Genomic DNA, 13,364 nt, shown 5'->3' with positions numbered 1-13,364 from the left:
GGTTGGGTGTGTAAGCGCTGTGAGGCGTTGAGCTAACCAATACTAATTGCCCGTGAGGCTTGACCATATAACACCCAAACAATTTGGTGTTAGACGGTGAAGTCGACGAACCGAAAGTTCGCAAGAACCGCAAATACCTGAATCACATACCCGAATTCGGATGAGCGTTGAAAGACGGGCATCCTAAAGAATTGCTTGACGACCATAGAGCGTTGGAACCACCTGATCCCATCCCGAACTCAGTAGTGAAACGATGCATCGCCGATGGTAGTGTGGGGTTTCCCCATGTGAGAGTAGGTCATCGTCAAGCACCTATCCCAAAACCCCTGGTCAGCAATGACCGGGGGTTTTGCTTTTGCGCGCGGAAAAGCTCGGAGCCCCTCACGCCTGTACTCGCGCGGGATCGGTGGTGCGAGATTGCAAGGCAATGGGACATCAGTGACGGGCTTGCCTGGGCAGGTCGAGCCAGGGCTTGCTTCAGTGCCGGTGATTCAGGGCACCAACGCCCCTACGATGGTGAAAGTCGCAGACGGGGCGTGGTGCGTTCGGGTCATTCAGCAGATGCGCGGCAGTTGCTCGCCGGAGAGCCAGTCGACGATGCGCCGGCCGCCGAAACGGGTCTGCATTTGCACGAAGCCATGGTTGTCTTCGATGACGCTGCCGATGCGCGCGGCATGGCGGCCCAGGGGGTGGGCGCGCATGACGTCGAGCAGGGCGTCGACGTCGGTTTCGGCGCAGATGGCCACCAATTTGCCTTCGTTGGCCACATAGAGCGGATCGAGGCCGAGCAGTTCGCAGGCGGCCTCGACTTGCGCTTGCAGTGGAATGGCGGCCTCTTCGATGAGCATGCCGACGGCGGATTGCCCGGCGATCTCGTTGAGGGTGGTGGCCAGGCCGCCACGGGTCGGGTCGCGTAGTACGCGCAGACCGGGCGCCACTTCGAGCATGCGCGCGACCAGCTTGTGGAGGGCCGCGCTGTCGGAGAGGATCTGCGTTTCGAACTCCAGCGACTCGCGTTGCGAGAGGATCGCCACGCCGTGCTCGCCAATGCTGCCGGAGAGCAGAATCGCATCGCCGGGGCGGGCGCGATGGCCGCCGGTATCGATGCCTGCGGCGACCACGCCGATGCCGGTGGTGCTGATGAAGACACCGTCGCCCTTGCCGCGTTCGACCACCTTGGTGTCGCCGGTGACGATCGCCACGCCGGCCTCGCGCGCCGCACGCGCCATGGACGCGACGATGCGCTTGAGGTCGGCGAGCGGGAAGCCTTCTTCGAGGATGAAGCTGGCGGCCAGGTACAGCGGCCGCGCGCCGTTCATGGCGACGTCGTTGACGGTACCGTGCACCGACAGGCTGCCGATGTCGCCGCCGGGGAAGAACAGCGGCGAGATGACATGGGCGTCGGTGGCCATGACCATGCGTTCGCCCGGCGCCAGTGCCGGAACGAAGGCCGCGCCGTCGTTGCCCTGGCGCAGCCAGGGGTTGTCGAAGGCGCTGACGAAGAGTTCCTCGATCAGTTGTGCCGCGGCGCGGCCACCGGCGCCATGGGCCATCTCGACCTGGCCGTCGCGCAGGTTCAGTGGGCGGACGTAGCCTCGCTTGACGGGGGAGTGCGGGTTCATACGGCGACCACCTCGATGTCCTTGTAGCGCCCGTAGGCATAATGCGCGGCGCAGGCGCCTTCGTTGGAGACCATGCACGAGCCGACCGGGTTTTCCGGGGTGCAGACGCTGCCGAACAGGCGGCAGTCGATGGGCTTCTTCTGCCCGCGCAGGATCGGCCCGCATTCGCAGGCCTTGTGGTCGGGCACCGACTGGTAGTGCAGGCCGAAGCGCGCTTCGGCATCGTGGCGGGCGAAGGCCGGGCGGATGCGCCGGGCGCTCGCCGACATTTCGCCGAGGCCGCGCCATTCGAAGCTGTCACGCAGTTCGAAGACCTCTTCCATGAGCGCCTGCATGGGCCGGCTGCCCTGTTCGCTGACGGCACGGATGAATTCGTTTTCCACCTCGGCGCGGCCATCGTTGACCTGGCGCACCAGCATGAGGATGGCTTGCAGCACGTCCAGCGGCTCGAAACCGGCGATCACCACCGGCTTGCGGTAGCGCCGGGCGAACTCGCCGTAGGGCGCCGAACCGATGACCACGCTGACGTGGGCCGGGCCGACGAAGCCGTCGAGCGGCACCGCCTCGTCCGGCGGCGTGTCGAGGATGTGCGCGATGGCCGGCGGGGTGAGCACGTGGCAACAGAGCACGCTGAAGTTGTCCAGGCCGCGCCGGGCCGCTTCGCGGATGACCAGCGCGGTCGGCGGCGTGGTGGTTTCGAAGCCGACGGCGAAGAACACCACCTCGCGGCCGGGGTTGGCCTCGGCGATCTTCAGGGCGTCCTGCGGCGAATAGATCATGCGGATGTCCGCGCCCTTGGCCTTGGCGCGCAGCAGCGAGAGGCCGTCGGAGGCAGGCACGCGCAGGGTGTCGCCGTAGCTGCAGAGGATCACCCGCTGTTCCAGGGCCAGGCGGATGGCCAGGTCGATGCGGCCGATCGGCAACACGCAGACCGGGCAGCCCGGGCCGTGGATCATTTGCACGTTGGCCGGCAGCAGGTCGCTCACGCCATAGCGCGAGATGGCATGGGTGTGACCGCCGCAGAACTCCATGAAACGGTATTCGCGCTCGGCCAGGGCCGCTTCGTGGATGCGCGCGGCGATTTGCTGGGCAAGGTCGCCGTCACGGTATTCGTCGATGTACTTCATAGGGATTCCGCCTGGGCGCGACTCAGCTCGCCGAACATTTCCAGGGTGCGTTGGGCTTCTTCCGGGTCGATCAGGCCGAGGGCATAGCCGACGTGGACGATCACGTAGTCGCCGACGTTGGCTGCGCTGACCAGCGCCAGGGAGATTTCCTTGCGGATCCCACCGAGATCGACCAGGGCGAGATCGTTCTCGCGCAGCTCGACCACGCGGGCGGGGATGGCTAGGCACATGCGGGGTGTTCCTCCTGCGGCAGCGCCGCCTGACAATCAAGGGCGGGCCAATGCGCGGCGATCCAGGCCTGGCCGAGGGCCAGGCCGGCGTCGCCGCAGGACACGCTTTGCGCGCTGAACACGTGGCGTCCCAGGTCCAGCAAGTGCTGGCTGAGACGCGCACTGAGCAGGCGGTTGGCGAAGCAGCCGCCGCCGAGCAGCACCGGCAGATCTCCGGGCTGGCGGCGCACCCAGTCGGCCAGGGCGGCGGCCAGGGTCAGATGGAACAGCGCCGCGCCTTCGCCGGCGCGGCCCTCATCGGCCAGCACGAAGAGCCGCGCGAGCAGCGGCAGCAGGTCGAGCAGGCCGTCGTCGCGAATCCGCCAGAGCCCTTCTTCGATGGCGGGCGCCGCGTGGCTCGCCAGGTATTCGCCGGCCAGGCGCTCGAGGGCGATGGCGGCCTGGGCTTCGAACGCCTGGCGCAGGCTGAGGCCGAGAATCCCGGCGGCGGCGTCGAACCAGCGTCCGGCGCCGCTGCTCGGCGGGCAGTTGAGCTGGCGTTCGAGCATGCGTACCACTGTGCCGACGGCCGGCGCACCGACCAGCGGGGCGAGGCGCACGGCGATTTCCTCGCGGCGGCCAAGCAGGTGCAGCGCGCTGGCCACCAGGCGCCAGGGTTCGCGGGCGGCGATATCGCCACCGGGCAACGGAAGCGGCAGCAGCGAACCGCGACGCTGCCAGGCATCCGCCGCCACCCAGAGCAGTTCGCCACCCCAGGCGGCGCCGTCGCTGCCAAGGCCGACGCCATCCAGGGCCAGGCCGATCGCCGGGCCTGGCAGGCCATGCTCGGCCAGCAACGCGGCAATATGCGCGTGGTGGTGCTGCACGCCGAAGGCTGGCACGCCCAGGCGCGAGGCCTGCTCGATGGCCAGTTGGGTGCTGTAGAAGTCCGGGTGCAGGTCGTGGGCGATGGCTCTGGGCGTGGCGTCGGCGCAGGCGAGCAGGGTGTCCAGCGAGCGTTCCAGCGCCAGGCAGCTTTGCGGATCGCCCAGATCGCCATGCACCGGCGACCAGATCGCCTGGTCGCCCTGCAACAGGCAGGCGCTGTTCTTCAGCCAGGCGCCGCAGGCCAGCACCGGCGGCCAGACGTTGGCGTTGGGCAGTGTCTGTGTGTGCATGTCAGTCACGCTGCGCCTTGAGCGCGGCCAGTTCGGCTTCCAGGGCGGCGATCCGTGCGGCGCGCGGATCGGCTTTCGCCGCGCCGTCGAGCAGCCAATCCAGCCAGGCGTCCAGGCCGCTGCCGTCGCGGGCGCTGAGCTGGATCACGCGCAGCCCCGGGTTGACCCGATGGGCGTATTCCAGGCAGCGCTGCACGTCGAAGTCGAGGTGCGGCAGCAGGTCGGTCTTGGTCAGCAGCATCAGCCGCGCGGCGGCGAACATGTCGGGGTACTTGAGGGGCTTGTCCTCCCCCTCGGTGACTGAGAGGATCGCCACCTTGGCCGCTTCGCCGAGGTCCCAGAGGGCCGGGCAGACCAGGTTGCCGACGTTCTCGATGAACAGCAGGCCGGCCGGTTCGCCAGCGCCGGGCAGCGGGCGCAACGGGCTCTGCACGCTGGCGGCCGGCGTGCCGCGGAATGCCGCCGGCGCGTGCTGATGCTGATGTCCCGCGGCATGCAGGGCAGCGTGCAGCGGCAGGCGCGCATAGGCCTCGGCGACCATGCGCGCGTCCAGGTGGCAGCCCTTGCCGGTATTGACCTGGATCGCCGGTACGCCGGTGGCGCGAATGCGCTCGGCGTCGTTGCGGGTCTGCTGGTCGCCTTCGATCACCGCCAGCGGCAGCGCCGGCTTGCGCCGGCGTAGCGCGTCGAGGGTGGCGCAGAGCAGGGTGGTCTTGCCGGAGCCGGGGCTGGATACCAGGTTCAGCGCCAGCACCCGGTGGCTTTCGAAGTCGGCACGGTTGAGCACCGCCTGGCGATCGTTCTCGCCGAGCACGTCCTGCTCGATGCGAATGGTCCGCGCCTGGCTGACGCCGGGCAGCGAGACCTGCGCGGCGCCGAGGCCGTAGTGCAGGTCGCCGGCGGCATCGACGCTCGCGCCGGTCGCTGTCAGCGTGGTGTCGCCCGGCGGGGTCGAGGTGGCGTTCTCATGGGTATGGCCGCTGGAGCAGCCACAGACGACGCACATGGCGTTCCTCCTGGATTTCAACAGTCAGTGATCCTCGACCTGCAGGTCGAGGATGCGCAATTCGGTGCCGCTCGTGGGTTGCAGCCAGAAGCCGCCACACTGTGGGCAGGGCGCGCCGCGCTCGACGAGCGCCACGCTGGCGGAGCAGTCCAGGCACCAGGCCTGGCCTTCGGGTTGTTCGATGTCGATGCGCGCGCCGTCGAGCAGGCTGCCCGGGGCCAGGGCTTCGAGGGCGAAGCGCAGCGCCTCGACTTCTACCCCGGCGAGCTTGCCGGCTTCCAGGCGCAGGCGGCTGACGCGGACGAACGGGTCCTTGCGCGCCGCGGCTTCCACGGCGGCGAGGATACCGCCGGCCAGACTCACTTCATGCATGCTGCGGCGCTCCTCGGTCGCTCGTCATTTGCTCGGGGCTGTGGCCCGCGTCCATTTCCAGCCGGTAGGCCAGGCAGGGGTCGAAGGCCGCCAGCAACAGTTCGGCCTGGCGTCGCCCGCTCGCGCCAGAAGCGGGCAGGGCTTCCAGGGCCTGGGCCAGTGCGCCGCGAGGATGCAGGTTCCACTCGGTCGGCGCCAGCACCTGGTAATCGCATACTTGCATGCCGTTGGCGCCGGTTTCGAGATGCACGCGATGAAGCAGCAGGCCACGCGCGGTTTCGCACCAGGCCAGCGCCTGGCATTCGCCGACGGCCAGGGCGCCGAGGGCCAGCGGCCGGGGCGCCTCCAGGCTCAGTTCGGCGAGATCGGCCAGGCGCGCGCCAAGGCGCAGCCAGGCATTGCCGTGGCGTTGCGGATGGGCTTCCCAGGCGCGGGTCCAGGCGCCGGTTTCGCACGGCTGGCCGTCCAGCTCGGGCTGGCGGATGAAGGCGTCGCCCTGGCGCAGGTTCTGCTCGACGGCCAATAACCTGGCGGGCGCGACCGGCAGCGCATGCACCGGCAGCAGCAGCGCTTCGGCCTCGTCCCGGCAGTCGCGGAGCAAGCGCGCCAGCCAGTGCCGGCCGCGCGCGCTCCAGTCCAGCAGGGCCTGGCGCGGGCCCTCGCGCCAGGCATCCAGCCAGGCCTGGGCCGAGCCCTCGAACCAGGCATCCAGGCCCTGCTGCGCCACGGCGGAGAGGGCCAGCGGGTCGGCCGTGGCGCCGCCGAGCAGGCCCGGCCAGTCGAGGACGATGCGGCGCAAGTGCTCGCGGCGGGTTTCCGCGTGCAATGCCTGGCGTGCGGCGTCGCTGGCTTCGGCCGTGCCTTCGCGGGCGGCCTGCAGCGCCAGTTCGGCGGTCAGCCGGTGGGCCTGGCCGCACAGGCTGTAGAGCAACGGCAGGCGTTGCGCGGCGGCCTCCGCCGGTTGTCCTTGCAGCAGCCGCGCGGCCAGCGGCGGACGGCCGCCGAGCAGCGCCGGCCGCTGGCCGGGGCGTACCCGCAGCGAACCGGCGAGTCGCGCCAGTCCCGCGTCGCCGGTCATCCCGCGGCTCCCGGCAGGCGGCCGAACAGCAGGGCGCGGCGGTTGAGGGCCGCGCGCTGGTTGCTGGGCGCCTGGCGCAGCAGGGCGAGTACCTGGGCGGCGGTGTCGCGCGCGCTCTGTTGGTCGGCGAACTCGAACATGGGCGAGAACAGCGAGCAGCTCTGGTAAGGCCCGAAGACCTCATCACGGGCGCCGATGAAGCTCAGCCGCTGGCCGCCGAAGTGGTGTTCGAGCAGATCGCCGTCGGCCGGCGCGGCGGCGCGGTGGTCCGGCAGCCAGATCAGGTTCATGCACCAGGGCGTGATGAGCACGCCGAGCAGGCCGGGGCTGGCGTCCTCGCCGGCCGCTTGGCGGGCGAAGCCGAGGGTTTCCACCTGCAGCGCCGGATTGACCAGCGGCAGACCGCGCATGCGTGTCGCGGCGATGTCGCGGAAGCGCGCCGCCAGGGCCTCGGCGCGCTGCGCCGCGGCGCTGTCGGGGGTGGCTGCGGGCAGGACCGGGTCAGTCATCGAGCACCATGAATTGCTCGGCGTCGCCGTCGCAGTTGGGGCAACGCCAGTGCGCCGGCAGGCGCGAGAAGGGCGTGCCCGGGGCAATCTGCCAGACCGGGTCGCCCTGCGCCGGGTCGTAGACCCACCAGCAGATCTTGCATTCCAGGCGGCTGTCGTCGGCCAGCCGCGAGCGGTCGCCGAGGTAGCTGCCTTCGAAGCTCGGGCGCTCGCTCATTGGCCGGTCCCCGCGCACTCGCCCTCGAACCACTGGATGATGTCCTCGAAGCGCTCCAGCGAGTCGGCGATGTCTTCCGGCGCCGCGTGGACCACTTCCGGCAGGTCGGTGACTTCGATGGTGTCGAGGATCAGCGCATCCTGCGAGTTGAAGTAGCGCACCCGCCAGCAGTTACGCACCTGGGTACTGCTGATCCGGCAGTTGCCGTAGCCCCGCGCCAGCACCAGCACCGGGCCGACGCCGAGGCGGGTGTCGAGGAAGGGCACGTCCTGTTCCGACAACGGCAGCAGGGTCAGGTTGATCACGTGGGCGGCGTCGCCAGCCTGCCAGCGGGCGGTGCGATCCTGCAGTTCGGTGAGGATCGCCGGCGCGTTCATCACGCCAGCAGGCAGTGGCGTCGGCAGCTCGAAGGCCGCCGTGTTCGCGCCGTTCACCCGGGCCGCGCGGCGCAGCAGCGCCGGAGCGGCGTCGACGTCGATGTGATCATGGCCTTCGCCGAAGACCCGCCAGACGCCGGCGAAGATCGATTCCTGAATGCGCACGCCCGGTTCGCCGCCGACGCGGGCGCTGACTTCGCCTTCGCCGAGCAACTGGTCGAGCAATGCCCGGTCGCCCTCGGGGTAATGGCGCAGGTCGAGGCTCGGCGGGTGGTCGCCGGCATGCCGGCTACGCAGCATGTGGAGGATTTCGCGCAGGGCGAGGCGGGCGCCGGGCAGGCTGTCGAGGGTCTCCGGCTCGGGCAGTTGCGGCAGCGCGTGGGTGTACATGCCCTGCGGCATGCTGATGTATTCCAGGGTGGCGTCGTCCTCGGGTTGCGAGCCGGGGCCGAGGTTGACCAGCGGGATGTAGTTCAGCGGGTCCATGGGGGTCGCTCCGTTCAATGGCAGCCTCCGTTGGCGGGGCTCGGTGCCTCGCTGCGCAGCGGGATGAGCGCGTTGCTCATCTGCAGGGCGTTCTCGGCCAGGCGCAGGTACTCGTCCCAGTCGCGCATGCCGTCGATCTGGGTGACGTAACCGCCGTCGCGCAGCCAGATGATGCTCGGCCAGCGGCGCAGGGCGAAACGCTCGGCGAGCGCCTGTTCGTCTTCGCGGCGGGCCACGCCGAGGCGCAGCACGCGGTCGTGGTGGGCGCCGAGGGTCTTGCACAGTTCAGGCAGGACCACGGCGACGTCGAGGCATTCGGGGTAGCGCTGCGGATCGCCGCAGAGCAGCAGCAGGCTCTCGCCGGACTGCGCCAGCCAGGTGTCGAGGTTGTCGTGGCCGACCCAGGCCGCGCCGAACTGTTCCACCAGGCGGCTGACCAGCGGCGGCACGGCGGGCGTGGCGGGAATGGGCGCCAGGAAGGCGGCGGATTCGCTCATGAGGGTTCCTTGGTGGTGGGCTGGCCGAGCAGGCTGGCGAGGTGTTCGGCGCTCATCGCCGAGGGCAGTTCGAACGCGACGGCGCCGCTCGATGCGTCGGCGTCGCCGCACAGCGCGGCGTCGAGCATGGCCAGGGTCGCTTCGATTTCCGCCGCGCGCGTGGCGTCCAGGCGCTCGCGCGCGGCGTCGAGGAACACCAGCAGCCAGTCGCCGCTCGCGCAGTCGCCGACCAGCGCGGTGTCGATCCGCCGCGTCTGGCCTTGGCGATCACGGCACAGTGCCGCGCCGGGGCTGGCGGAGAGCACGTACATGGGCAGGCCGATGCACATGTCAGCTGCGCCGCGCGAGGATGCGTTCGTCGCCGATGCGGCAGGCATCCTGCTCGCTCGGGCGTTCGCTTTCGTAACGTTGCAGTTCGAGGTGGCGCAGCGTCACCGCCTCGTCCTCGGGTAGCGCGCTGGTGCGCGGGCGCGGCGCGGCGCCCCAGTCGTGCAGCACCTTCAGCGCTTCCTCGATGGCCAGCTCCAGGGCCGCCTTGACGCTCGGGCGCAGGCTGCCGCCGTAGTCTTCCATGTACTCCGGCTGGCAGCCCATCAGCAGCACCTGCTGCGGGTAGTGGCCGGTGAGCTGGGCGAGCATCAGCACTTCCTGGAAGCCGGTCTGGTGCAGGCTGAGCTTCTTCACCCCGAGGAAGCGTGGCACCTCCTCGTTGGCGACGAACTTCAGCGTGCCCGGGGCCATGTTGTAGTCCACCGCATCGAAGATCAGCAGGTAGTCGGCCTGCTGGACGTGCTGGATCAGGTACAGGCCCTGGGTGCCACCATCGATCAGGGTGACGTTGTCGGCGAACTCGTAGCGCTGTTGCAAGGCTTCGACGCAGCGCACGCCGAAGCCTTCGTCGGCCCACAGCAGGTTGCCGATGCCGAGCACGGTGATGCGTGGCGCGGGGTTGCCGTTGGTTGGCTGGGATGGGGTCATTTCTTGAAGGTCTTGTAGCCGGAGATGATGCCGCCGATCAGGCTCAGGCGGCCGCAGATTTCCTCGCGCACGGCGGCGTAGATGTGCAGCATGACGAACAGGATCAGCAGCCACATGCCCAGGTGGTGGAGGACGTGCACGTTGTTCGACTGGCCGAGCAGCGGCAGCACCCAGCCGAACGCGCGTTCCTGCCAGGAGCCCATCTGCGCGCCTTCGCCGTAGAGGGCGAAACCGGTCACCAGCATGAACAGCGAGGTCAGCAGGAAGACGAAGACCATGGCGAAGCGCGACAGCGGATTGTGGCCGAAGGTCGGCGCCGGCACCGGGCCGATGAACAGGTAGTAGCGCAGCCAATCGGCGAAGTCGCGCCAGTAGGCCTTGCTGGTCAGCGGCACCCAGAACAGCTCGCGGGCGTGATGGTTGCCCACCAGCGCCCAGTAGGCGCGGCCGATGATGCCGACGGCGAACAGGTAGGCCGCGGCGAAATGGGCGAAGCGGATATAGCCCATGAGGAAGTTGGCGCTGGCTTCGCCGGGCTGGGTCGGCAGCGGCGAACCGATGAAGTAGCCGGTCACCGCCAGCACCAGGATGCAGGCGGCGTTGATCCAGTGCCACAGGCGTACCGGCGCCTCGTAGACGTACTCGGCGCGCCCGCTGGCGGGGTCGCAATGCTCGGACATGTCGTCACCTCGAAGGAGCCGGGCGCGCGACGGCGCCCGGCGGATGGCTGCTTGGCTCACTCAACGCACCGTGATCGTGCTCAGCTCGGCGCCGTCCTCGCTCATCACGTGGGTCGCGCAGGCCATGCAGGGGTCGAAGGAGTGCAGGGTGCGGAGGATTTCCAGCGGCTGCTCGGCGACCGCCACCGGGGTGTTCATCAGCGCCGCCTCGAAGGCGCCGATCTGCCCCTTGCTGTCGCGCGGGCTGCCGTTCCAGGTGCTCGGCACCACGCACTGGTAGTTCTCGATGCGCCCGTCCTTGATGCGAATCCAGTGGCCCAGCGCGCCACGCGGCGCGGCGACGGCGCCGACACCCTTGGCTTCGGCCGGCCAGGTCTTCGGGTCCCACTTGTCGACGTTGGCGGTGGCGCGGTCGCCGTTGCGGATGTTGCCCATCAGCTCGTTCCAGTCGTCGACCATCATCTCGGCGCAGTACTCGGCTTCCAGCGCGCGGGCCAGGGTGCGGCCGATGGTGCTGGGCAGCAGTTGCTTGGCGCTGTAGTTGGTTTCGCTCAGGCCGAGCGCCTTGGGCAGGTCGTGGTTGACCGCCTGCAGCGAGCTTTCCAGTTGCTCCTTGACCCGCTGGCAGTGCGGGTTGCCCTGGCGCGCGTGGGCGTAGCCGAGGATGTAGCGGGCCAGCGGACCGACCTCCATGGCGTGGCCGCGCCAGCGCGGCGACTTGACCCAGGAATACTTGGCGCTTTCGTCCACTTCTTCGATCGCGGTGCGCGTGCCCTTGGTCCTGGCGCCCAGCTCGTAGTGCGGCTCGGTGATGCCGTCCCAGGGGTGCAGGCCCTTGTCGTTGTCCGGGTACTGGTACCAGGAGTGGGTGACGAACTCCTGCACCTGTTCCGGGTCGCGCGGGTCGACCGGGAGAATCTCGTCCCAGTTGCCGTTGAGGATGGCGCCACCGGGCAACTGGTTGGTGCGCTCGTCGTAATTGACCTTGGCGTAGGTGCCGTAGTCCATGACGTTGCTCGCCGCCAGGCCGCCGCCGTGCAGCCAGCCCTTCTGCTTGTACAGGGTGCCGATGGCCAGCACGTCCGGCACATAGACGTTGCGGCAGAAGGTCAGGGCCTCGTCGATGCGCGCGCGGACGAAGTTCAGGCGCTCCATGTTCAGCGGCGCGCCGGCGGCCAGGTCGCCGTCGATATTGATCGCGCAGGGCACGCCGCCGACCAGGTAGTTCGGGTGGGGGTTCTTGCCGCCGAAGATGGTGTGGATCTTCACCCATTCCTTCTGCAGGTCGAGGGCCTCCAGGTAGTGGGTGACGGCCATCAGGTTGGCCTCCGGCGGCAACTGGTAGGCCGGGTTGCCCCAGTAGCCGTTCATGAACGGCCCGAGCTGGCCGCTTTCGACGAACTTCTTCAGGCGGTTCTGCACGTCGCGGAAGTAGCCGGGCGACGACAGCGGGTGCGCCGGCGAGACCATCTGCTGCAGCGCCGAGGTGGCCTTGGGGTCGGCCTTCAGCGCCGACACCACGTCGACCCAGTCGAGCGCGTGCAGGTGGTAGAAGTGCACCGCGTGGTCGTGGACCTGCAGGGTCTTGGCCATCATTTCGCGGATCAGGTGGGCGTTCGGCGGGATGCGGATACCCAGCGCGTCTTCCACCGCGCGCACCGAGGCCAGCGCGTGGCAGCCGGTGCAGACGCCGCAGATGCGCTCGACGAAGGCCCAGGCGTCACGCGGGTCGCGGCCCTTGAGGATGACTTCGAGGCCGCGCCACATGGTGCCGGTGGACACCGCGTTGCGGATGACGTTGTTGGCGTCGAGGTTGACCTCGACGCGCATGTGCCCCTCGATGCGGGTCACCGGGTCGACGACCACGCGGCGGCCGCTATTGTCCAGGTCGAAGCCTTGGGTCGAATAGGTACTCATGGATCAAGCTTCCTGTGCTGCGCTCAAGCGTCGTGCGTCGAGGTGGGCGCCTTGCCGTTGCTGGCGCGTTTAAGGGCGGTGACCGCGGCGTGCGCGGTGAGGGCCGCGCCGACCGTGCCGGCGGCGGCCAGGCCGATCTGGTCGGCGTTGGCCTCGACGCCGAAGGCGTTGACGTCGCTCAGGTGCTGGTAGAACGAGCCCTTGTCCCAGAAGCCTTCTTCGGAGCAGCCGATGCAGCCGTGGCCGGACTGGATCGGGAAGCTGGTGCCGCCGTTCCAGCGCACGGTGGAGCAGGCGTTGTAGGTGGTCGGGCCTTTGCAGCCGACCTTGTACAGGCAGTAGCCCTTGCGCGCCGCGTCGTCGTCCCAGGACTCGACGAACTGGCCGGCGTCGAAGTTCGGCCGCCGGTAGCACTTGTCGTGGATGCGCTGGCTGTAGAACATCTTCGGCCGGCCCTGGCGGTCCAGCTCGGGGATGCGGTCGAAGGTCAGCATGTAGGTGATCACCCCGGTCATCACCTCGGCGATCGGCGGACAGCCGGGCACCTTGATGATCGGCTTGTCGGTGATCACCTTGTGGATCGGCACGGCCTGGGTCGGGTTCGGCTTGGCCGCCTGCACGCAGCCCCAGCTGGCGCAGGAGCCCCAGGAGATGATCGCCTTGGCGTCGCGGGAAACGCGCTTGAGCTGCTCGATGAACGGCTTGCCGCCGATGATGCAGCTCATGCCGTCCTGGTTCAGCGGCGGGTTGCCTTCCACCGCGAGGATGTAGTTGCCCTTGTACTTGGTCATCACCTCGTCGAGGATCGCCTCGGCCTGGTGGCCGGCGGAGGCCATCAGGGTGTCGTCGTAATCCAGCGAGATCATCGACAGCACCACGTCCTTGGCCAGCGGGTGCGCCGAGCGGATGAACGACTCGGAGCAGCAGGTGCACTCCAGGCCGTGCAGCCAGAGCACCGGGGTGCGCGGCTTGTTCTCCATGGCCCATGCGATCTTCGGCATGAATGCCGGGCCCAGGCCCAGCGACGTGGCGGTCAGCGAGCAGAACTTGACGAAGCTCCGCCGCGAGATGCCTTGCCTGCGCATCACCTCATAGAATGTTTCGATCACCT

The 13,364-nt window shown here is 68.9% G+C and carries 16 protein-coding genes and 1 rRNA gene; 1 reads left to right on the top strand and 16 read right to left on the bottom strand.

Annotation, left to right across the window (positions count from 1 at the left end):
* The first annotated feature begins 194 nt into the window (after window positions 1-194).
* Window positions 195-310: ribosomal RNA gene (gene rrf, locus BLQ74_RS22975) — 5S ribosomal RNA — on the top strand.
* 244 nt (window positions 311-554) lie between these two features.
* Here rrf and hypE read toward each other — a convergent pair.
* The 16 genes from hypE to BLQ74_RS22895 are packed head-to-tail and all read right to left on the bottom strand — an operon-like array spanning window position 555 to window position 13,359.
* Window positions 555-1,622 (bottom strand): hydrogenase expression/formation protein HypE, encoded by a 1,068-nt coding sequence (hypE, locus tag BLQ74_RS22970; RefSeq protein WP_090267043.1) that lies wholly within the window; start codon window positions 1,620-1,622, stop codon window positions 555-557.
* Window positions 1,619-2,749, bottom strand: coding sequence for a hydrogenase formation protein HypD (hypD, locus tag BLQ74_RS22965; protein WP_090267041.1), 1,131 nt, complete (start codon window positions 2,747-2,749; stop codon window positions 1,619-1,621). The genes hypE and hypD overlap by 4 nt, the downstream gene beginning before the upstream one ends.
* Complete coding sequence (locus BLQ74_RS22960; RefSeq protein WP_090267038.1) at window positions 2,746-2,979, bottom strand: HypC/HybG/HupF family hydrogenase formation chaperone; 234 nt, start codon at window positions 2,977-2,979, stop codon at window positions 2,746-2,748. Before BLQ74_RS22960 ends, hypD begins: the two co-directional genes overlap by 4 nt.
* Window positions 2,970-4,136: a Kae1-like domain-containing protein gene (locus BLQ74_RS22955; protein WP_090267034.1), complete on the bottom strand. Its 1,167-nt coding sequence runs from the start codon at window positions 4,134-4,136 to the stop codon at window positions 2,970-2,972. Before BLQ74_RS22955 ends, BLQ74_RS22960 begins: the two co-directional genes overlap by 10 nt.
* 1 nt (window position 4,137) lies before the next feature.
* Window positions 4,138-5,142 (bottom strand): hydrogenase nickel incorporation protein HypB, encoded by a 1,005-nt coding sequence (gene hypB, locus BLQ74_RS22950; protein ID WP_090267030.1) that lies wholly within the window; start codon window positions 5,140-5,142, stop codon window positions 4,138-4,140.
* 24 nt (window positions 5,143-5,166) lie between these two features.
* Window positions 5,167-5,514, bottom strand: a complete 348-nt coding sequence (locus BLQ74_RS22945; protein ID WP_090267027.1) for a hydrogenase maturation nickel metallochaperone HypA/HybF — start codon at window positions 5,512-5,514, stop codon at window positions 5,167-5,169.
* Window positions 5,507-6,592 (bottom strand): HoxV, encoded by a 1,086-nt coding sequence (locus tag BLQ74_RS22940; protein WP_090267024.1) that lies wholly within the window; start codon window positions 6,590-6,592, stop codon window positions 5,507-5,509. The genes BLQ74_RS22945 and BLQ74_RS22940 overlap by 8 nt, the downstream gene beginning before the upstream one ends.
* A complete protein-coding gene (gene hybE, locus BLQ74_RS22935) occupies window positions 6,589-7,101 on the bottom strand; it encodes a [NiFe]-hydrogenase assembly chaperone HybE (protein WP_090267022.1) in 513 nt (170 codons plus the stop codon). Before hybE ends, BLQ74_RS22940 begins: the two co-directional genes overlap by 4 nt.
* Window positions 7,094-7,318, bottom strand: coding sequence for a rubredoxin (locus tag BLQ74_RS22930; RefSeq protein WP_090267020.1), 225 nt, complete (start codon window positions 7,316-7,318; stop codon window positions 7,094-7,096). Before BLQ74_RS22930 ends, hybE begins: the two co-directional genes overlap by 8 nt.
* On the bottom strand, window positions 7,315-8,181 hold the full coding sequence (locus BLQ74_RS22925; protein WP_090267017.1) for a hydrogenase expression/formation protein: 867 nt from the start codon (window positions 8,179-8,181) through the stop codon (window positions 7,315-7,317). The genes BLQ74_RS22930 and BLQ74_RS22925 overlap by 4 nt, the downstream gene beginning before the upstream one ends.
* Before the next feature lie 14 nt (window positions 8,182-8,195).
* Window positions 8,196-8,678 carry a thioredoxin domain-containing protein gene (locus BLQ74_RS22920; protein ID WP_090267014.1) on the bottom strand — a complete coding sequence of 161 codons (483 nt, stop codon included), beginning with the start codon at window positions 8,676-8,678 and terminating at the stop codon, window positions 8,196-8,198.
* Window positions 8,675-9,007 (bottom strand): HypC/HybG/HupF family hydrogenase formation chaperone, encoded by a 333-nt coding sequence (locus tag BLQ74_RS27995; protein WP_090267012.1) that lies wholly within the window; start codon window positions 9,005-9,007, stop codon window positions 8,675-8,677. The genes BLQ74_RS22920 and BLQ74_RS27995 overlap by 4 nt, the downstream gene beginning before the upstream one ends.
* A gap of 1 nt (window position 9,008) precedes the next feature.
* Window positions 9,009-9,656, bottom strand: coding sequence for a HyaD/HybD family hydrogenase maturation endopeptidase (locus BLQ74_RS22910; RefSeq protein ID WP_090267009.1), 648 nt, complete (start codon window positions 9,654-9,656; stop codon window positions 9,009-9,011).
* Window positions 9,653-10,336 (bottom strand): Ni/Fe-hydrogenase, b-type cytochrome subunit, encoded by a 684-nt coding sequence (gene cybH / locus BLQ74_RS22905; RefSeq protein WP_090267007.1) that lies wholly within the window; start codon window positions 10,334-10,336, stop codon window positions 9,653-9,655. Before cybH ends, BLQ74_RS22910 begins: the two co-directional genes overlap by 4 nt.
* 60 nt (window positions 10,337-10,396) lie before the next feature.
* Window positions 10,397-12,253: a nickel-dependent hydrogenase large subunit gene (locus BLQ74_RS22900; protein ID WP_090267004.1), complete on the bottom strand. Its 1,857-nt coding sequence runs from the start codon at window positions 12,251-12,253 to the stop codon at window positions 10,397-10,399.
* A gap of 23 nt (window positions 12,254-12,276) precedes the next feature.
* A complete protein-coding gene (locus BLQ74_RS22895) occupies window positions 12,277-13,359 on the bottom strand; it encodes a hydrogenase small subunit (RefSeq protein ID WP_090267080.1) in 1,083 nt (360 codons plus the stop codon).
* Between the last annotated feature and the right edge of the window lie 5 nt (window positions 13,360-13,364).

Origin of the sequence: Pseudomonas panipatensis (assembly GCF_900099785.1) — a bacterium.
Taxonomy (GTDB): Bacteria; Pseudomonadota; Gammaproteobacteria; order Pseudomonadales; family Pseudomonadaceae; genus Pseudomonas; species Pseudomonas panipatensis.
The sequence above is the reverse complement of the archived record's forward strand: the minus strand, read 5'-3'. Positions and strand labels throughout refer to the sequence as shown.

Excerpts from the sequence above, each read along its gene's own strand:
- hypE (WP_090267043.1), bottom strand. The coding sequence starts at position 1,622 with ATGAACCCGCACTCCCCCGTCAAGCGAGGCTACGTCCGCCCACTGAAC.
- hypD (WP_090267041.1), bottom strand. The coding sequence starts at position 2,749 with ATGAAGTACATCGACGAATACCGTGACGGCGACCTTGCCCAGCAAATC.
- BLQ74_RS22960 (WP_090267038.1), bottom strand. The coding sequence starts at position 2,979 with ATGTGCCTAGCCATCCCCGCCCGCGTGGTCGAGCTGCGCGAGAACGAT.
- BLQ74_RS22955 (WP_090267034.1), bottom strand. The coding sequence starts at position 4,136 with ATGCACACACAGACACTGCCCAACGCCAACGTCTGGCCGCCGGTGCTG.
- hypB (WP_090267030.1), bottom strand. The coding sequence starts at position 5,142 with ATGTGCGTCGTCTGTGGCTGCTCCAGCGGCCATACCCATGAGAACGCC.
- BLQ74_RS22945 (WP_090267027.1), bottom strand. The coding sequence starts at position 5,514 with ATGCATGAAGTGAGTCTGGCCGGCGGTATCCTCGCCGCCGTGGAAGCC.
- BLQ74_RS22940 (WP_090267024.1), bottom strand. The coding sequence starts at position 6,592 with ATGACCGGCGACGCGGGACTGGCGCGACTCGCCGGTTCGCTGCGGGTA.
- hybE (WP_090267022.1), bottom strand. The coding sequence starts at position 7,101 with ATGACTGACCCGGTCCTGCCCGCAGCCACCCCCGACAGCGCCGCGGCG.
- BLQ74_RS22930 (WP_090267020.1), bottom strand. The coding sequence starts at position 7,318 with ATGAGCGAGCGCCCGAGCTTCGAAGGCAGCTACCTCGGCGACCGCTCG.
- BLQ74_RS22925 (WP_090267017.1), bottom strand. The coding sequence starts at position 8,181 with ATGGACCCGCTGAACTACATCCCGCTGGTCAACCTCGGCCCCGGCTCG.
- BLQ74_RS22920 (WP_090267014.1), bottom strand. The coding sequence starts at position 8,678 with ATGAGCGAATCCGCCGCCTTCCTGGCGCCCATTCCCGCCACGCCCGCC.
- BLQ74_RS27995 (WP_090267012.1), bottom strand. The coding sequence starts at position 9,007 with ATGTGCATCGGCCTGCCCATGTACGTGCTCTCCGCCAGCCCCGGCGCG.
- BLQ74_RS22910 (WP_090267009.1), bottom strand. The coding sequence starts at position 9,656 with ATGACCCCATCCCAGCCAACCAACGGCAACCCCGCGCCACGCATCACC.
- cybH (WP_090267007.1), bottom strand. The coding sequence starts at position 10,336 with ATGTCCGAGCATTGCGACCCCGCCAGCGGGCGCGCCGAGTACGTCTAC.
- BLQ74_RS22900 (WP_090267004.1), bottom strand. The coding sequence starts at position 12,253 with ATGAGTACCTATTCGACCCAAGGCTTCGACCTGGACAATAGCGGCCGC.